Origin of the sequence: Pantoea rwandensis, assembly GCF_002095475.1 — a bacterium.
GTDB lineage: Bacteria > Pseudomonadota > Gammaproteobacteria > Enterobacterales > Enterobacteriaceae > Pantoea > Pantoea rwandensis.
In genome coordinates, this window is record NZ_MLFR01000016.1 from 24,134 (window position 1) to 42,380 (window position 18,247).

An 18,247-nucleotide genomic window follows, 5' to 3' on the forward strand; every position below is an offset into this window, starting at 1 on the left:
AACCAATGTTTGCCGCCCTTTCGTTATTGGCGTTATTGCGCACTTCAGCCTGCAATAACCGCCGGATTATAAACTTTTTTTGGTGCTGTCTCAGACCGAAGGATGATAAGCAAATAACGCTGGCGATCCACCGGTATGCACAAACAGCAGCGGACCTTCACGTCGGAAACGATTCTGCGCAATGCCATCGATCAGGCCCGCCATCGCTTTGCCGGTGTACACCGGGTCCAGCATGATGCCTTCAAGACGTGCCAGTAACTTGACCGCTTCCATCCCCTCTTCATTCGGTTCACCGTAGCGTGGCGCAAAATAGTCATCCCACAAGGTAATGGGCGCGTGCGCCTGAACTTCTAGCTGTTCAGCCAGTGCAGTACGAATACGCTCCACCACCGGCAGCTGTGCTTCGACCTTACGCGAAACGGTCACGCCAATCAGTTCGCTTTGCGGTAACAGATGTTCCAGCCCGACGGCTAAGCCCGCATGGGTTCCGGCGCTGCCAGAAGCCACCACCACGGCGGCAAAATCCACCACGCCTTCGCTCTGATGGGCAATTTCCTGGGCACATTCGACATAGCCCAACGCACCTAACGCGTTAGAACCCCCGACAGGCACCACATAAGGTCGGAAACCCTGCGCTTCGAGGCGTTCCGCCTGTTCGGCCAATTGCTGAGTCGGATTATGTAACGCCTCCACCATAACGACCTCAGCATCCATCAGGTCGAGCAGCAAACGGTTACCGTTGGAGAGATAGTTTTCAGAGGCGGTGCCAATTGGATTTTCCAGCAAGGCCACGCATTTCAATCCGAGACGTGCTGCAACGGCAGCGGTCTGGCGCACATGGTTTGACTGAATAGCCCCCGCCGTCAGCAGGACATCAGCCCCTTCACGCAGCGCATCGGCAGCGAGAAATTCGAGCTTGCGCAGCTTATTACCGCCTAAGGCGACAGGGGTGAAATCATCGCGCTTGATAAAAATATCGCGGCCAAGGTAGTCAGAAAGCCGTGGTAAATGCTCAAGCGGCGTCGGCGCACCGAGTAATTCGAGACGTGGGAACTGGTGCAAAAGGTGTAAGGACAATGCAGCCTCCATTCGGGCAATATGCAATTATCCATACAGTGTTGCAGAAGATGAGAAAAGTCGCACCCGGAATTCGACGTGTGCGGCCCTTGTTGTCGCTATGCTCAGCGACAACAAGGGTAGGATCACAATTAGCCCTGCTGCCAGCCTAAAAACTGGTCATATTTTCGCAGTGCGATGCGGTAATTATTGTTACCCGCGTCGGGCAAATCATTTTCCAGACACTCATGCCAGCTGTTGCCCCGTAATTTGTCTGCCGGGAAATTTTTCGCTTTCAGCATGTCGTCAAGACGACGCAGGCGAACCACATATTCACGAATCGTGCTGTGACTCATTTCGGTCTGTTCAAACAAATACTGCTTAAACGCCATGATATCGAAGTAATTTGGATGGGTATTACAAAAAATATCGCTACAGAAACGACATAACGCGGTTAATTCCGGCTGGAGTTTCATCCACACCTGATCGTCAATCATTTGGTCCATCCGAGCGATGGCCTCTTTATTAATGATCTGGCCGCGGAATACTAACGCCATGCGGTCTAGAACCTTGCCACAATGTGAACAGTTGCTTTGGCTGTGTTTGTAGTCTTTAAGATAGCGACTTAAAGGTCTGGCTTTGGCTTTGGCTCCCATTGCTGAGTCCCCGGTTTTATTATTTTTCGATCCCAGGAACTGATTCTGTCAGCGCGCCCCCGACAATCGGGCACGCAGGCGTTTTATCGCCTGACTGTGCAACTGGCTGACGCGGGATTCCCCCACTTCAAGCACTGCGCCAATCTCTTTCAGGTTCAGTTCTTCCTGGTAGTACAGTGTGAGCACTAATTTTTCACGATCGGGTAATGCCTCGATCGCTTCAATTACGCGGTCACGAAGGTTTCCTTCCATTAATTGATGAAGCGGGTTGGCTTCCTCATGCCCCTCCGTCACCAATTCCGCACTGTCCCCGTGTTCTTCTCGATATTCATCATAGGAGAAGAGTTGGCTGTTATTCGTATCGAGCAAAATTTGCCGATACTCTTCCAGCGAAACATTCAACTGTTCAGCCACTTCCTGCTCAGTAGCCGAGCGCCCCAACGCTTGTTCTACCTGATGCATGGCACCAGCCACTTCGCGCGCATTACGACGTACGCTACGAGGTGCCCAGTCGCGACTGCGCAGTTCATCCAGCATTGCGCCTCGGATACGCTGCACGGCATAAGTGGTAAAGGCAGTGCCTTGTAGCGCGTCATAACGCTCCACGGCATTCAATAATCCGATACCACCCGCTTGCAGCAGATCGTCAAGCTCAACGCTGGCTGGCAAACGCACCTGCAAGCGCAACGCTTCATGCCGCACCAGAGGAACGTAGCGCTGCCAGAGCGAATGTTTATCCATCACGCCATCGGGCGTATAGAGATCGTTCACGTTGACTACCCTGCGTTAATAAAGTTATCGGCATGATTATCCAATTCTGTAGGGGTTTTGATTGGCAGAATAGACAGGAAAAAGCGAGGTTATTTCAAATTTGTTATGGATGGCGGTGCAATGCACCGCCGTAAGCGCAGCGGCTAGCGAAGATTACGCAGCCGTTGCCGCGTGCCAGGCGGCACGGCATCCCACAGCACACAGGTCTTTCCTGCAAGCGTCTGATAAAAATCGCTTATCGGCGCTTCTGTTTCCAGTGCAGGATTAAATAAAACCTCCCCAGTTTCCGCGTCGATACTTATCATTTTATTGATGAACAGCCGCTGTAAGTCACTGCGCAGGAACAAACCATTATCGACACTGTTATCCGCCAGAAAACCTTCTTCATTTTCTTGCGTGTCGATGTAGCACGCTTCCACCCAAGGCCAGCTATGCCGTTCCGTGAGTTGTGTGCCGGTAATAATGCAAGCACCATAGCGGGCTTTCACCGCCGAACTGAACTCCGCCTGGCTGGCGCGCTGCAGCACTTTGGCTTTCACACGGCGCCCCACTTCCGTACCAGACATCACCGCCGTTGGCACTTTATGCTGCGGCGTACTCAGCACCACCAGGAACTGAATCTTGCGCGACAGCGGGAAGCAAGGATGAGCCTGGGAATCGAACAGCTGCCAATACTCATCCTCTTCCGTCTGGCGCATCAGCACCAGCTTGAAGCCCCGGCTGGTGAGTAGGTTCTGCGCCTCCGCCGAATTCGGGTCGAGCATGGCATAGACCTGAGTTTCCCCCACCACTTTCCAGCGCCCCTCTTTCTTTATTTCATCGTTACGACGGAAATAAAGGAAGGCCTGCTGATTTTTTAAATAGTGCTCAAAGCGACGCAGATAGTTTTTGCGCTCGTTATCTTCCGAAACGAACAGCAGATCCTCCAGCGGGCTGTTGATCTCTTCCTGCGCGAACACCGCGCGGATGACCAGATTGCGAAAGCTGGTCGACGGGCTCAGCAACCCGCGTGCGGTGAGTTCTTTCTCATCAGGATGCTGCTGCGCATAGCGTAACGCGATCTCTTCGAAAGTCAGCTGCTCACCCGGTAACAAGTCATAATTGAAGCGCATAGACACCCCAGAAATAAAAAAAGTCGTGCGAAAAAATTGGAATGATTCTGGGGGAAGTTATCGGCATTTTTGTGCCGGACTGTAACAGGCTGGTTACTTTTTTAGGGTTATAGGGTGCTGGGGGAAATCGGGATGCTGAGATGGTGGTGATTTGTATTAAGGCAGCGGCATTCCCTGTTAAACGTTTTCTACCATTAAGGTGTTCTTAACCAGTCAGCATGGGCACCGTGTAATCCTACAAAATGCGTGCTTGTAAGAGCGTAACGATAAGCCCCATAAAACGCTCGCTATTCAACAAATCGCTCTTAATCCGTATCCCTATAATTACAGAATGACATCGCATAATTAACACTACCATTTACCCATTTCGGGGGATAATCCCACATGGACATAAAATTAATTCGCTTACAAACACATGGTGATGAACGCGGCTCTCTGATTTCGTTGGAACATAACAGCAATATTCACTTTGATATCAAACGGGTGTACTACATGTTCAACACCCGTGACGATGTGCGCCGCGGATGTCATGCTCATCGACACCTAAAGCAGTTAGTTGTTGCTGTGCGCGGTTCATGCCGTTTTACTCTTGATAATGGACAAGAGCGTATTGAATTACTCCTTGATAACCCTGCACAAGGATTGTTGCTTGATTCGATGATCTGGCGTGAGATGCATGAGTTCAGTGAAGATTGCGTTTTAATGGTCCTCGCTGACCAAGTCTATGATGAAACTGACTATGTTCGCAGCTATAACGATTATATTGAAATTATGAAAAGAGAGTTTTGGAATGTAACTGCATGATTTCAATATCGAATATGGGGTTCATTCGAACTTGTTGTTGCATCACTAAAACTCCGCTTTATCATGATTTTGCGTATTACGCCTTACAAGGCATTAATAGAAATATATAATTCACCATACCATGTCTATTGCATAGAAATGGTTCGACTGTGGTGAAGCTTTCAGATTAAGTGGACGAAATAAGCGTTCTGGTGCTTTAAAAACACAAATAATTTCCACACTTAAATAAATTTTTCACTTAAACCAAGAAGAATGAACGATGAAAGTCGAGTTTCTAAATTTAAAGAAAGTAAACCAGCGCTATGAAGATGAGTTGATTCGAGCTTGCTCTGATGTCGTAAAATCTGGCTACTTCATTGATGGTGAGCAAGTCCACGCTTTTGAACAAGAATTCGCACAGTTCTGCGGTGTTCGCTATTGTATTGGAACGGGGAATGGGCTCGATGCACTAAGCTTAGTATTTCGTGCCTGGAAAGAAATGGGGAAGCTTCGTGAAGGTGATGAAGTTATTGTACCTGCAAATACTTTTATTGCTACCGTGCTGGCTATCAATGCAAATGGCCTAGTGCCTGTGATGGTGGAACCCGACGCCGCTACCTTTAACATCACTGCACAAACAGTCGTTCAAGCAATTACAACCCGCACGCGTGTGATACTGCCAGTACATCTCTATGGGCAAATGGCTCCAATGCAAGAACTCATTGAATTGGCTAATGCCCACAATTTACTAATTCTTGAAGATTCAGCTCAAGCTCACGGTGCTGAAATTGATGCGCAACCTGCTGGTAGCTGGGGACACGCAGCTGCTTTTAGTTTTTATCCCGGCAAGAATTTAGGTGCTTTAGGTGATGCCGGTGGAGTCACCACGAATGATGATGAGCTTGCAGCTCTCGTCTCGGCCATGCGTAATTACGGCTCATCAGAAAAATATCATCACCAGTATGCAGGTGTTAACAGTCGCCTCGACGAAATACAAGCTGCAATGCTGCGCGTTAAGCTGCGCTACTTAAAAGAAGAAACCACTCAGCGCCGAGTCATTATTGAACGTTACCTCCACACTATTAATAATCCTCTAATCAAACTACCTACAGCGGTCATTGAGGAAGCACATGTGTGGCATTTATTTGTCATTCAAACCGAACATAGAGACGCATTACAAAGCTGGCTGGCTAACCACAACATTAAAACATTAATTCATTATCCGATTGCGATTCATAAGCAGCCCGCCTTTCAGCACTTAAAACATCTACAACTCCCTGTCACTGAACAATTACATAAGAAAATCCTCTCTCTGCCCTTATCGGCAGCAATGACCTCAGAGGAAGTGGATTATGTAATATCCTGTTTGAATTCATTCCAGCCTTAATAAAACGCATTCAGACTATTCTGAATGCGTTTTACATTACATTGATTTTTAATCAGGCAACCAGGCTTTCGCCCACTCACTCACATTATCACCGGTTAACATCCAGTTTTTCAGCACCGCTAAACGTAGCTCATCACCCATCTTTTCACTGGCCTTTCTATCATCAAGGTGCATACGCAATGCATCACTCCAATCTTTGAAGCGGTTACGAACTAACGTCACGGGCAGGTCACCGCGATAGCAAGCCACATCACTTGCAATCACTGGATAACCACAAGCACCATATTCCAGTAGGCGCAGGTTACTCTTACAGTTGTTGAAAATATTTTCTTCCACTGGAGCCAAGGCAAGATCAAGATTTAATGAGGCCAATTTTTCCGGATAAAGGTTAATATCCGTTCCCATATGAAATTCATGCAAATAGGGTTTCATTTTGGCTGGGCACATACCAAGAAATACCCACTCAACCTCATCAGCGAAAGCTTTCACTACATCAAAAATCATTTCCAGGTCACCAGTATGACTGGATCCTCCGGCCCAACCAACTCGTGGTTTTCTTCCTTGCTTACGCGAGCTTTTCAGGTTGCCCCACCAGCGCTCAGGTAGGCGGTTATTCACTACGACAATATTAGGATGCATACCCTCAAATGCATTTCCTAATTCAGCCGTTGAGACCACGAAACGGTCAACGAAACTAAAACTTTTACGCAGCATTTTAAGAGTATCGCCTTTAAAGTTTTCGCGGTGGACGTTCTTTACCGGAACATTAGGCAAATAATCGTCCAACTCAAATACCTTATAGAGGTTGGTATACTTCTTAACATCACTCACCCACTCATGGAGCTTTCAGAAAACTGTCGCTGCAAAATCAGGCTATCAGCTTGATACTGATTTAGAACTGGCACACCTTGCCAGCCAGGAAGCATTTGCCCCCCAACTAAACCTGCTTCCTGCATCGCAGAGAAGGGTTCAAAAATTCGGTAAAAACCGCACCCGCTTAAGTCTGCTGCTGCTGGTATCACCACAGGTAATGGCTTCCAGTAAAGAGGTTGCCAGCTTCGTTGACTGTCCAGCGCAATGTCAAATGAATCACTGCTTACCGATAAATTGATGTTGTAAGCTGGATCATGGCTAAGTATTGGCATCCAGCGTTCAAATATAATTTTACGATCTTTTTCCAAGATTTTTATTTGTGCTTTCGGTTCTTGGTCTGAATTCTGAGCCACCACCTGTGCAAATGGCGTCCAGACGATCAAATGCCCAGTTTCACGAGCACGAAGACATAGATCAATATCAGCATGGGTCGTGAGTGAACTATCAAAGCCATTAATTTCGAGAAGCAGACTTTTCTTTACCAGCATAAACCTGCCTGAAACAGCGCTATAATTTTGCGTCAGTCGCAAACGAGCCATATGGGTCAAATGACTCTCATGTTTACCCTCAAAGGCGTGCATGGCAATATCCTGACTGCCCAAAACATATCCCGCATGCAGTACAATGCCTTGCTGATCAATCTGTTTTCCGCCAACTATTCCAACTTCAGGCCGCTGTCCATGGTTGAGGAGATCATTTAGCCATTCTGGCTTGGCGATGCTTAAATCATCCGCAATGAAAACGCAAAAGTCACCGTCACTCGATAAAATGCCCTGATTACACAATGACGCATAGTTGGCACTGCCATTTTCCTCACACCACTTAATTTCTTTATTAACCAGAATGCTAATTTGGTGTAGTTGATTCTTTTGCGATGTGGACAGTTGGTAATTAGTCGAAACAATTAATTGATATTGTTCATAACGCGTATTTTCAACAATACTCGCCAGCGTTTTCATCATCGCAACCGGTTCCAGCTCCGAGATGATGACAATCGACACCAATGGTTTTTCAGCATGCTGATAGTGGATATTAAAATACCTATCTTCATACTTCATTGCGACTGCATCATTGTAGCCGCGATTTGTTAGGTGCTGTAACAGTAATGGTTCGACCCGATGCATACGCTGCAAATATTCTTTGCTAATGAACATGGGTTCAGAAATATGCCCAATGGTATGGGCATGGTTACTCTCGATAAGCTTGAGAATTATTCCAAATTCTGCTCCAATACCAGATGTAGCATCAAATCCTCCGACTGCCATTATCAATTCACGGCGGAAGAACCAGTTTCTAGATTGCTCATCTGGATTGCTCAGTAATAAATCCAGATTGAATTCTGGACGGAATGATGCTCCGGTAACGTAATCACCCACATAATTTAATTCGTCTGCATATAATGCTAGTTCTTCACGGTACTTTGGTAAGTTAAATTGTAGACTTTTCTGCCCTGACTCCGTAAATTCAGTCCCCGAATCAACACACACCAGCCATTCGCATTCGCTTCTGTCAACGTGCGCATTCAGAGTATGAATGTATTCTGCCTCATCGGCAAAAATCACTATTTCATGTTCAGTATCGAAATGTTGATCACTGAATATCGTCAATGTGAAGTGAACGCCTTGAAGTAAGGCTGCATCAATAGAGTCAACTGTTTTGTTTATTAAATCAACCGAACCTTCAACGTGACGAACACATATGCTTATGCTTGGATTAATGTTGTTCTCATTATGGTGTGTATCGATCAAGTGTTTTTCAGTCGCAGATATCTTTCGTATCTTAACCCAATTTTTTAAAATGCTTTCCGTCAAACTGTTATGCAGATTACTATGGATATTTACAAACTGATATTCATTGGGTTCAACTAATGATGCAACCTGAACAAAGTCGCCGTTCAAATGACGTTCAGTAAACCAACCCGATTTTTTCAAAAACTCGCAAAGATAGGTCGCATTTTCAGAGGCTGAATGATCATTTTCTCGCGCAATTTGGCTGATCTGCAGGGCTGATAAACGGAATGACGCTGTTTTTTCTGTCAGGTAAGCTAAATCCCCTGATCGAAGCATCTTCAAATAGAGTGTGAGGTCGTCTACGAAATTAATGGTTTTGCCTTCAATTTCAAATAACGAACCTTCACTCGCCATTAATGCTTGCAGCAACTCATTTCGAAATAACACACAACAAGGCTCGCCGATAAAATTTTTAAGATGAATGCTTTGCCAGCGAATGACATCTTCACCCTTCATAACACTGTCATATTTTACAGCCTCACCTGATGCGAAGGCTTGAGGTAATATTTTTCCTAAAGGATCGATAAGATGTCGACGTGAAGTGGTAAGCGAGAGCGAAGGATTTTGTTCCATAACTGTTACCTGGCATGCAATATTGTCAGGTGCAATTAAGTCATCGTCATTGAGAAACTTGACATACTTCCCTTTGGCAGATGGCAAACTGGTTTCATAGTTGTGAATAGACCCATTTGACCGCCCAGTTCGAATATAGCTTACAGGAAAACGACCATCATTCAGATATTCAGCGGCTAGTGACTCAATATGTTCATCGGGACTATCATCGCCAATAATGATTTCACAATGAGGATAGGTTTGCGCAAGCGCGCTTTCAATACACTCCTTGAACCACATGGGTTTATATGCCGGAATAATAATACTGACGAGTGGATACTTTTCCATAACAGAGGCCTCGGGCTGATCTTGCTTTCGTGCTGTTAGCAAGGGAATGCATAGTTTTCGATACTCTTGACTATATGCTGTTGTGTCAAAAACAATTGCCGCATCATCCTCCTGAAATAGCGCTATTCCTTCCGTTTATTTTTATGATTGCAAAAAAAAACCCCGCCTAAGCGGGGTTTGGGAAACAACTTGTTTAAGTTGATTAGCCCTGTAGCAGAGACAGAACCTGCTGTGGAACCTGGTTAGCTTTAGCCAACACTGAGTTACCTGCCTGCTGGATGATCTGTGCTTTAGACATGTTTGAAACTTCAGTTGCGTAATCAGCATCCTGAATACGAGACTGTGCTTCAGACAGGTTAGTGGTGGTGTTGTTAAGGTTCGTCACCGCTGAATCCAGACGGTTCTGAATCGCACCTAAGGAGCTACGGAATTTATCTACAGAAGAGATTGCCGCATCCAGTGCTGCCAATGGATCAGCAGTCTGAGTACCTGTGCTGGTAGAAGAGGTAGTCAATTTACCCGCGCTGCTCACATACACTGATGCGCCTTCGGTCGCTGCGTATTTACCTGATGCACCAGCACCGTTAGAAGCAACAGTCACTGAACCAGTATCTTTGTCTACATTGTAGTTGACGGTGTAACCAGAAGTAGCAGTCATCACGCCATCACCATCAACGAAGGTAGCTGCAGAGGTGCCGCTTGCCAAGGTTGCAGTGTAATTCAGGGCTTCTTTGTTGAACTTGATGGTAGTTGAAGCATCCGCTTTAACGTTAGCCAGCAATGCATCTGAAGTCACGGTGTCTTTATAAGTCAGGCCGCTGTTAGCAGTTGCATCAAAGCTGTAAGTCTTGTCATCAAAGCTGATGCTACCTGCAGTGGTACCAGAAGATGCTGCAGTGAACAGGCTAGACATGGTTGCAGCAGTAGAGCCAGACACGTTGTTGGTAGTCAGTGCGCCGTTGCTGATATAGGCTGCTTTACCACCGATGGTGATGTTGCCAGTAGCATCAGTATCGAAGCTTACAGAACCGGTAGACGAAGTATAAGTACCAGATTTAGTCTGGCCAGCGTCAGCTTTCAGCGTTGCACCATAAGTGCCGGCATCGCCTGAAGCAACAGTCTTATCAATAGAGAAGTTGTTAGATGCTGCGTTATAGGTGTAAGTACCTGAAGCAGCAGAACCAGCACTGATGGTAACCTGATCGCCATCGCTTAATTTGCTGAATGCAGTGTCAGCAGTCAATTTGTCGAAGTTAGTGGTAACAGCATATGGGCCAGTACCAGAAACGTTTGCACCAGCAGCAGACAGGTCACTAATAGTGGCAGTTTTGTTGGTAATAGTACCAGCACCGTTCACGTTAAAACCGTTCAGACCCAGTGTAGATGAATCGATCTGCTTCAGGTCAATAGAGATAGTCTGACCATCGTTTGCGCCAACCTGAATTTTCAGGGAGCCGTCTTTAGACAATACGTTCACGCCGTTGAACTGAGTCTGACCAGATACGCGGTCAATTTCGTCCAGACGTGATTTGATTTCGTCCTGAATTGAGTCCAGGTCAGACTGGCTGTTGGTGCCGTTCTGAGACTGTACAGTCAGTTCACGAACACGCTGTAAGTTGTTGTTGATTTCAGACAGTGCGCCTTCAGTAGTCTGCGCTGCAGAGATACCGTCGTTGGCGTTACGAGCAGCCTGAGTCAAGCCGGTGATGTTAGACTGGAAGCGGTTGGCAATTGCCTGACCTGCTGCATCGTCTTTTGCGCTGTTGATACGCAGACCAGATGACAGACGCTCGATAGAGGTTGAGAGCGCTGACTGGTTTTTGTTGATGTTGTTCTGGGTGATCAGCGAGAGGCTGTTGGTGTTAATTACTTGAGCCATGGTTAAGTTCCTATTAATCAAGTCTTTGGTTAAGGTGTGGGCTTCAACCCGCCGGCTTCAGCGCCGTCAAAGTTGTTATCGTCTGCCTTCAAACAACCTTTAGATTTTTTTTAGTACCAGGCGAAAATTTTTCCCTTCAACCTGTCACGCTTATCTTTATCGCCCTCACCTCGCACATCTTTAGTGCAACTTGATCACTTTTCTAGCGCCAGAAATACCCTTCTCTATATGGCCTATTCGCTTTATTAGCCGCTGATAAATAATTCTAAACTTTATCTCAAATAAGCCGATAACCGCGGTATTCACTCTCTGTGTAGACAGGAAAAGGAAATAACATGGCGACTATTACTAACCTCGGTGTCGGTTCAGGCCTTAACTTAAGTGACATTCTTGACAGCTTATCCACTGCCGAAAAAGCATCCTTAACCCCCATATCCACGCAGCAGAGCGCCTATACCGCGAAGCTGAGTGCCTATGGCACACTCTCCAGTGCGTTGACGACCTTCCAAACCGCCAACACCGCGCTGAACAGTGCAGACCTGTTCTCTGCCACCACCGCAACCAGCAGTAGTAGCGCCTTCAGCGCCACCACATCTGGTACCGTTGTTGCCGGTAAGTACAACGTTGCAGTAACCCAGCTGGCGCAAGCGCAGACGCTGACTTCTGCGGTACAGACCAGTAACACCACTGCATTAGGTGACAGCTCAGCCACCAGCCGTACCCTGACCATCAAGCTCGCAGATGGCACCAGCAAAGATATCGCGCTGACCACTGACCAGACTTCATTGACAGGCATGCGTGATGCCATCAACGGTGCCAGTGCAGGTGTTAGCGCCAGCATCATTAAAGTCGCCGATGGTTCTTACCGCTTGTCTCTGACCTCATCCAAAACCGGTGAGGCCAACGCCGTTTCATCTATTAGCGTGAGTGGCGACGATACACTGAATAACATTGTTGGTTTTGATTCCACTAAAGTCGACGCTGACACCGGCGAAGGCAATCCAATGAGTGTTAGCGTGCAAGCACAAGATGCAGAGCTAACCGTCAACAATGTCAAAATCACCAACAGCAGCAACACCATCAGTGATGCGTTGGAAGGTATTACGCTCAACCTGAATGACACCACTACCGGCAACCAGACGCTGACTGTCGCGCAAGATACCTCTAAAGCGACTACAGCGATCTCTAACTTTGTTACGGCCTATAATTCTCTGCTGGATCAGTTCAGCTCGCTGACCAAATATACCGCGGTTGATGTCGGTTCTGATGCACAAGACACCAGCAATGGTGCATTGATTGGTGACAGCACGCTGCGAACCATCCAGACCCAGATAAAAAGCATGCTGACGAATTCTGCCAGCACCTCTACTTATAAAACCCTGGCGCAGATCGGTATCACTTCCGATCCCACGACCGGTGAATTGACGCTGGACTCTGACAAGCTCTCAACCGAGCTGACGAAAGATCCTGATGGTATCAAGCAGATGATTGTGGGTGACGGTAAAACTACCGGTATCACCACCACCTTAGCGACCAACCTCACCAGTTGGCTCTCTTCCACCGGGAGCATTCAGTCTGCGAAAGACGGCGTCAGTAAAACGCTGAACAATCTGACCGAGCAATACAACGACATGAGCACACGGATTGACAATATGATCGCGCGATACAAAGCGCAGTTTACCCAGCTCGATATCACCATGAGTTCACTGAACAACACCAGTTCTTATCTGACGCAACAGTTCGATACGTCAAGCAGCTCTAGCTCTTCTTCGTAAGGAGTAATCATGTACAGCGCAAACGGCACTCAAGCCTATGCAAAAATTGGGGTGGAAAGCTCGGTGATGAGCGCCAACCAACAGCAGCTGATTACGTTGTTGTTTGACGGCGCCATCAGCGCACTGATCCGCGCCCGCCTGTTTATGCAGGATGGCAATATTCAAGGAAAAGGTAATTCGATTTCCAAGGCCATTAATATCATCGAAGGCGGATTGAAGCAGGGTCTGGATGAGCAGTCAGGCGATGAGCTCACCGATAACCTGTTAGGGCTGTATACCTATATGGTCCGCCGTTTGATTCAGGCCAACCTGCGAAATGACGTAGAAGCCCTTGAAGAAGTAGAAGGTCTTCTGCGTAATATCGCTGATGCCTGGAAAGAAGTCGCACAACCTCAACACCTTCAGGACGCCGTTTAATGAATAACGCACCGCAACTGATCACCGTTTACCAACAGTTACTTGATCTCAGCCATGGAATGCTGCGCCTGGCCGCAGACGGCGAATGGGATGACCTGATTACAAAGGAGATGGATTACGTCAGTGCGGTGCAAACGTTGGCCCGAACAACGGAAGCTGCGCCTCCTTCCAGTCAGATGCAGGAGCAACTGCGCCCAGTCTTGCGCCATATCCTCGACAATGAGAGTGAAGTCAAACGTCTGTTGAAATTGCGTATGGACGAGCTGACGCTGCTGGTAGGTCAGTCTGCAAAACAGAAATCTGTAATGAGCGCCTATGGCAAGCAAGGCAATGTGTATTTGCCGCAGAGTTCATGATGGGTCTGAAGTGTGAATAGCGAAGGGTGAGCTCAATGCTCACCCTTTTTTTATCTTATTTTTGCGCGGGGACCGAAACCGGACGCATGATCTCCGGCTCGATATTCTGGATCACCGCCTCATTCGGGCGCTTTGCCACCTCTTCCAGCGCTTGCTGGCACTCGATGGTTGGGAGATCAATCTTACGCATGCGCAATCCGTCATAACGCAGCTCGCCGTTATTCAGCACAATCGGCATCACGCGCACCTGGCGCGTCACGTTGACCCATTGGTCGCCCAAGCGGGTTAATTTACCTGGCTTGGCAATCACGCGCTGCCACTGGCGGCAATCCAGCGTATCGCCCTCAGCGCCGATAATCAGGCTGCCAATCGCCTGGCTGCTGATCAGTTTGCTCTGTGGGCCAACCGTCTGCCAGTTGCCCTTTAGTTCCTGCGGCGCAGGGGTTTTTACCGCACCGTCATAACTGGTGATTTGCGCACATCCGCTCAGGCCGATCGCAGCCAGCAGCATCCACTTTTTCATTATTCATCCCTACACTCGCGTCAATGCCGGGTACGTTATAATTTTTCGCGTAAGTTACGCAAGGTATCTTGAATAAAACCCTGCGTTTCCTGACAACGCATCGTGCGCACGCTACACTAGCGCGCAAGTTAAAGAGCAGGAATCACCGATGAAAACCCCAGAAGAGTATTACGCACAGGCGCGTACCATGTTTTTTGCCGCCCACGCCGATTTTCAAGCCGCGTTAGATGAGCTGACAGAAAGCGATGCGCGTGCCGCCAACCTCTCATTGCGCCAACTGCGTGAATGGCATGCTGAACGTATTTACGCCGCGTTCCTGCGCCAAAAGAAACTGGATGGCATGCTGTTTTCCATTCAATTGGCTGAGCCTGACAAAGCCGTTGCAGCAGAAGCCATTGAAACCTATCTAAAATCTCATGCGGAAGCATTAGGAATGACGTGGGAAGAGTTCTGCATCAAAAACGAACTCTAAGCGAAGCGGTACTAATAAAGCATCTCAGATACACCTCCAACCGCACAAATTCCCAAGGAAAAAGTTGTACAACTTGGTCTAAGTTGTATAACTTAGTCGGGACGGCTTAGGTCGTAGATTGTCCTTGAACGAAGGTGCTGTTGCGCCGCCTCTGGAGGTGTTGCTGGATTTACCCTCCAGAGGTAGTATTTTTTCCTTCAACGTTGTTCCCTTCTCTTTGTCCCTGAGCAAAAAAACTCCTCCTGATAAGCCCTCGCAGCTTGCTACTGTTTTTATTTACAGTAATATGACGCACCCTGTTTGAACAATGGAATACCCTGATGTTTGTGGAGCTGATTTACGACAAGCGCAACGTGGCCGGTTTACCGGGTGCGCGCGAGATGATTTTGCAGGAGTTAGAGAAGCGCGTGCAGCGCGTGTTTCCTGACGCTGAGGTGCGTGTTAAGCCAATGGAGCGTAATGCGATTGATACCGATCTTAGTAAGAACGATAAAGCGACTGTCGCACGCATTGTTGAAGAGATGTTCGATGAAGCGGATATGTGGCTGGTGGCCGATTAAGCCACCCGCCCAGAAGGAACTTAGCTTTCCTGCTCACTGTGATTGATGGCGATTTCCAAATCCTGAATCGCCTGATCAATATCATCCAACAGCTGTCCCTGCTTGTTGATCAGCGTATCAAAACGCCCGGCATACTCTTTATCTTTATATTCCCCTGCATCAAAGGCTAACCAGTGACTGGACAGCGTCTCAGTATTGGTCTGCGCGTAGTGACGCATCTCTTTTAGCTGTGAGGTGACATCACGCAGGTAGTCAGTTTTGGTTTTGATTGCCTCTGTATCACTCATGCTATCTTCCTTTTCGCTAATTAAACCCGTTTAAATAACGTCTGAATGATTAAAGGTAGTTGAAAATAGCGAGGCCGCATTAAGAATAATCGGAAGTGTCAAAGACAGGCGACCCGCAGGCCGCCCGGTAATTACAGGTACTTCCTTGCCAGCGCAATCAGCTCATCCTTGGCGGCTGCGCCCAGTTGCACCACGCCCTGCTCAACAAAATTAAACGCCTGTGAGAAGTCTTTAACACTGGCACTAATGTCTTGCTGAACAGCAGAAGCGGGTTGCGATGCAGCATCTGTCGCAACAGCCGATGCTGCAGAGAGCTGCGGTGTAGCATTGGTTGCAGCAGCCGTTGCAACTGAGGATGGCAATGCAACATCCGCCTCGACAACCGGTACTGCAGTAGGCTGCGATGTAGCATCGGTTGCAGCAACAGGCTCAGCAGAGAACTGCGCTGCAGCATCCGCTGCTACAGCCGGTGAGGCATCAACCGGTGTGGCCACAGAGGTATCTGAGGTGCTAACAACAGGTGCCGCGACTTCATTAGCAAAACTCTCTGCCGGTGAAAGCGCAGTGGCATCCGGTGCTGAGGTGGTGGTTGATTCAGTGACAGTTTGATCGCTCATAATTTTCTCCTTCTGACTTAATAAAGACCGTAGTTGGCCGAGGCTTTCTACGATCCGCTCGGTAATACTCATCTTGGCCTCCTTAGCGCGTCGGTTCGGATGGCGCATCCTCTCCGACAACCTGCTTTACTTTGTCTGCTGTCTTATTCGCGGTGCGGTCCGGTAAGCCATCCAGTTTTTTTTGCAGCGCCACCAACTGGCTGGTCAGTTCGGCAACGCGCGCTTCTCGTCGATCCGAAATAGTGCGGTACTGCTGGCGAATATCCTCTACTCGACGATTGGCGCTGTTATTGACGAACACAAACATGATGGTCATCGCCACACACAGCAGCGACAGCACCAGCAGTAATCCGCCAAGCAGTAACTGGCGTCGATGGTTTTTGACGGAGAATTCAGTGTTTATCTGCACCATCGCGGCTCTCCTCAAGGGTGGAAATCAGTTGATTGATTTGACTGCGGAATTTGTCGCTGTGGTCAGATTCCGTGGTCGCCAGTAAAATGCCTAACGCGTTTTTAATCAGCCGCAAATCGGTTTCCAACGATGATATTCGCCGCAGGTTTTTATCATGCCGCTGGCGCAGATCGTCGTTCTCCTGGCGCATCAATGCATGGCTCTCCTTAAGAAGCATCACCTGCTCTTTGTAGCTGGTAATGATCTCTCCGCCAGCGCGATTGCTGGTGACGATGGCCGCGACGCCTGCCATTAAAGGCTTCCAAAACACCGCTGCCGCACCGCCGCCGAGAAGCAACGCACCGACACTGGTCACCAAACTACTTTCCATGCATCACCTCTCAACACTGGCAAGGAGTCAGCCCCAAAGCACGTTGACCACCCTTGCCAGTTACCTGGCCAACGCCATGATTTAAGTTTACTTTAATTAATGAATTTAAGTATACTTAAGTAAACCTGGCTGGAGTTGTCAAGATGATGAAAAAAGAATTTGTTGGTGAACGCATTCGCAGCCGTCGTAAAGCGCTGAAACTCACCCAGCAGGCGTTGGCGAGTGGCATTGGCGTTTCACATGTGGCTGTTTCGCAGTGGGAAAAGGAAGAAACGGTGCCTCGCGGTGAAAATCTTTTGCGCTTAGCAGAGTGGCTGCAATGTACTGCTGCATGGATCATTGATGGTGACGGTGAAGTATTTGCAGCGCCATCGAGCGTCAGTCATCTCACTACCCTGCCCCTGATAAGCCTGGCGCAAGCGGCGCTGTGGTTGCAGGAGCAACGCCTGTCCATACAGCAACACGCCACACGCTTTCTCTATAGTGACGTTCCACTCGGTGAACTGGCGCTCGCCGTCACGCTGGAAGATGACTCCATGCAGCCCGAGTATCGACCGAATGACACGATGATATTTGACCCTGCCGTCGCCCCCCAACCGGGTGATGTGGTCCTGGCTCGGGTCAATGGCATTGCGCAGGTGCGAATTTTTCGCCTGCTAGCACAATATCAAGACGAGGAAATTTTCTCGTTAAGGCCATTAAACGAAGATTTTCCTGCGGTGACATCGTCAGAGAACAGTCTGGAATTGATTGGAACTTTGATGGAGATGCGTCGATATCGTTCAAAATGATCACGCAAAAAACCCGCTTTATATAGCGGGTCAAGCAAAGCAAAACTACGTCAAATCTTACAATACGTCGGTCAGATGATCGACGACAACCCTCCCGTGCAGATCCGTTTGCGTAATACGATAACTGACGCAGTAAGAGCGGCGGGTACTGAGTTTATCAAACAGCGCAACGCTGCCTTTATGCTTGCCGTCTGCGCCAACAATTGACCATTCAGTCACATCTTCTTGACCGCGGTTGTTGAGTCTTAACACGCACTGCTCAACTAAACGATCGCTATCATCAATCTTCAAATAATCGCGTAACATCATGCTCACCTCTGGTTAACGAGGGCCACGATACGCCTTTAATTTATCCATTCAATCGAATATTTTTATCGTTAAGCGCATGTTGGTGCGATTCATTAACAATTCGACTTGACGCCGTTTACTAGCCGCTTCGGTTAACTTATTATTTTGAAAA

Annotated in this window: 21 protein-coding genes; 8 read left to right on the forward strand and 13 right to left on the reverse strand. The window is 48.0% G+C overall.

Going from position 1 to position 18,247, the window contains the following annotated elements; translation table 11 throughout:
• Window positions 1-90: 90 nt before the first annotated feature.
• The 4 genes from HA51_RS15505 to HA51_RS15520 form a co-directional block, all read right to left on the reverse strand.
• Window positions 91-1,077 carry a D-cysteine desulfhydrase gene (locus tag HA51_RS15505; protein ID WP_084935608.1) on the reverse strand — a complete coding sequence of 329 codons (987 nt, stop codon included), beginning with the start codon at window positions 1,075-1,077 and terminating at the stop codon, window positions 91-93.
• A 131-nt stretch (window positions 1,078-1,208) separates the two neighbouring features.
• The gene (gene fliZ / locus HA51_RS15510) at window positions 1,209-1,712 is read right to left on the reverse strand and encodes a flagella biosynthesis regulatory protein FliZ (RefSeq protein WP_084935523.1); all 504 of its coding nucleotides are present in this window, start codon (window positions 1,710-1,712) and stop codon (window positions 1,209-1,211) included.
• A 48-nt stretch (window positions 1,713-1,760) separates the two neighbouring features.
• Entirely contained in the window at window positions 1,761-2,483 is a 723-nt protein-coding gene (locus HA51_RS15515) for an RNA polymerase sigma factor FliA (protein ID WP_084935524.1), read from the reverse strand.
• Window positions 2,484-2,626: 143 nt separating this feature from the next.
• Window positions 2,627-3,595, reverse strand: a complete 969-nt coding sequence (locus HA51_RS15520; RefSeq protein WP_084935525.1) for an HNH endonuclease signature motif containing protein — start codon at window positions 3,593-3,595, stop codon at window positions 2,627-2,629.
• Between the two features lie 384 nt (window positions 3,596-3,979).
• On the opposite strand from HA51_RS15520, the gene HA51_RS15525 reads away from it, so the two are divergent.
• Window positions 3,980-4,399, forward strand: coding sequence for a sugar 3,4-ketoisomerase (locus tag HA51_RS15525; protein ID WP_084935526.1), 420 nt, complete (start codon window positions 3,980-3,982; stop codon window positions 4,397-4,399).
• A gap of 259 nt (window positions 4,400-4,658) precedes the next feature.
• Window positions 4,659-5,765, forward strand: a complete 1,107-nt coding sequence (locus HA51_RS15530) for a DegT/DnrJ/EryC1/StrS family aminotransferase (RefSeq protein WP_084935527.1) — start codon at window positions 4,659-4,661, stop codon at window positions 5,763-5,765.
• A 48-nt stretch (window positions 5,766-5,813) separates the two neighbouring features.
• On the opposite strand, the gene HA51_RS15535 is transcribed toward HA51_RS15530, so the two are convergent.
• From HA51_RS15535 to HA51_RS15545, 3 genes are all read right to left on the reverse strand, one after another.
• Window positions 5,814-6,596 (reverse strand): glycosyltransferase family protein, encoded by a 783-nt coding sequence (locus HA51_RS15535; RefSeq protein WP_084935528.1) that lies wholly within the window; start codon window positions 6,594-6,596, stop codon window positions 5,814-5,816.
• Entirely contained in the window at window positions 6,593-9,328 is a 2,736-nt protein-coding gene (locus tag HA51_RS15540) for a glycosyltransferase (protein WP_084935529.1), read from the reverse strand. Before HA51_RS15540 ends, HA51_RS15535 begins: the two co-directional genes overlap by 4 nt.
• A gap of 202 nt (window positions 9,329-9,530) precedes the next feature.
• Window positions 9,531-11,207, reverse strand: a complete 1,677-nt coding sequence (locus HA51_RS15545; RefSeq protein WP_084935530.1) for a FliC/FljB family flagellin — start codon at window positions 11,205-11,207, stop codon at window positions 9,531-9,533.
• Window positions 11,208-11,542: 335 nt separating this feature from the next.
• Here HA51_RS15545 and fliD point away from each other — a divergent pair, with 335 nt between their 5' ends.
• From fliD to fliT, 3 genes are read left to right on the forward strand one after another with little or no spacing between them, the layout of a single operon-like run.
• Window positions 11,543-12,982, forward strand: coding sequence for a flagellar filament capping protein FliD (fliD, locus tag HA51_RS15550; protein ID WP_084935531.1), 1,440 nt, complete (start codon window positions 11,543-11,545; stop codon window positions 12,980-12,982).
• A gap of 9 nt (window positions 12,983-12,991) precedes the next feature.
• Window positions 12,992-13,399: a flagellar export chaperone FliS gene (fliS, locus tag HA51_RS15555; protein ID WP_084935532.1), complete on the forward strand. Its 408-nt coding sequence runs from the start codon at window positions 12,992-12,994 to the stop codon at window positions 13,397-13,399.
• Complete coding sequence (fliT, locus tag HA51_RS15560) at window positions 13,399-13,755, forward strand: flagella biosynthesis regulatory protein FliT (protein WP_084935533.1); 357 nt, start codon at window positions 13,399-13,401, stop codon at window positions 13,753-13,755. The genes fliS and fliT overlap by 1 nt, the downstream gene beginning before the upstream one ends.
• Window positions 13,756-13,810: 55 nt before the next feature.
• Here the strand turns inward: fliT and yedD are convergent, their stop codons facing one another.
• Window positions 13,811-14,278, reverse strand: coding sequence for a lipoprotein YedD (gene yedD / locus HA51_RS15565; protein ID WP_084935534.1), 468 nt, complete (start codon window positions 14,276-14,278; stop codon window positions 13,811-13,813).
• A 148-nt stretch (window positions 14,279-14,426) separates the two neighbouring features.
• Between yedD and HA51_RS15570 the strand changes: the two genes are divergently transcribed.
• Both HA51_RS15570 and HA51_RS15575 read left to right on the forward strand, forming a co-directional pair.
• Window positions 14,427-14,750, forward strand: coding sequence for a DUF6388 family protein (locus tag HA51_RS15570; RefSeq protein ID WP_034824381.1), 324 nt, complete (start codon window positions 14,427-14,429; stop codon window positions 14,748-14,750).
• Between the two features lie 320 nt (window positions 14,751-15,070).
• Window positions 15,071-15,310, forward strand: a complete 240-nt coding sequence (locus tag HA51_RS15575; RefSeq protein ID WP_084935535.1) for a DinI-like family protein — start codon at window positions 15,071-15,073, stop codon at window positions 15,308-15,310.
• 20 nt (window positions 15,311-15,330) lie between these two features.
• On the opposite strand, the gene HA51_RS15580 is transcribed toward HA51_RS15575, so the two are convergent.
• The 4 genes from HA51_RS15580 to HA51_RS15595 form a co-directional block, all read right to left on the reverse strand.
• A complete protein-coding gene (locus HA51_RS15580) occupies window positions 15,331-15,597 on the reverse strand; it encodes a hypothetical protein (RefSeq protein WP_084935536.1) in 267 nt (88 codons plus the stop codon).
• 131 nt (window positions 15,598-15,728) lie between these two features.
• The gene (locus HA51_RS15585; protein WP_084935537.1) at window positions 15,729-16,214 is read right to left on the reverse strand and encodes a hypothetical protein; all 486 of its coding nucleotides are present in this window, start codon (window positions 16,212-16,214) and stop codon (window positions 15,729-15,731) included.
• Between the two features lie 82 nt (window positions 16,215-16,296).
• Window positions 16,297-16,626, reverse strand: a complete 330-nt coding sequence (locus HA51_RS15590) for a hypothetical protein (RefSeq protein ID WP_084935538.1) — start codon at window positions 16,624-16,626, stop codon at window positions 16,297-16,299.
• Window positions 16,607-16,996: a hypothetical protein gene (locus HA51_RS15595; protein WP_084935539.1), complete on the reverse strand. Its 390-nt coding sequence runs from the start codon at window positions 16,994-16,996 to the stop codon at window positions 16,607-16,609. The genes HA51_RS15590 and HA51_RS15595 overlap by 20 nt, the downstream gene beginning before the upstream one ends.
• A gap of 143 nt (window positions 16,997-17,139) precedes the next feature.
• Here HA51_RS15595 and HA51_RS15600 point away from each other — a divergent pair, with 143 nt between their 5' ends.
• Entirely contained in the window at window positions 17,140-17,787 is a 648-nt protein-coding gene (locus HA51_RS15600) for a S24 family peptidase (RefSeq protein WP_084935540.1), read from the forward strand.
• 57 nt (window positions 17,788-17,844) lie between these two features.
• Here the strand turns inward: HA51_RS15600 and HA51_RS15605 are convergent, their stop codons facing one another.
• Window positions 17,845-18,093: a hypothetical protein gene (locus HA51_RS15605; protein ID WP_084935541.1), complete on the reverse strand. Its 249-nt coding sequence runs from the start codon at window positions 18,091-18,093 to the stop codon at window positions 17,845-17,847.
• Window positions 18,094-18,247 lie beyond the last annotated feature (154 nt).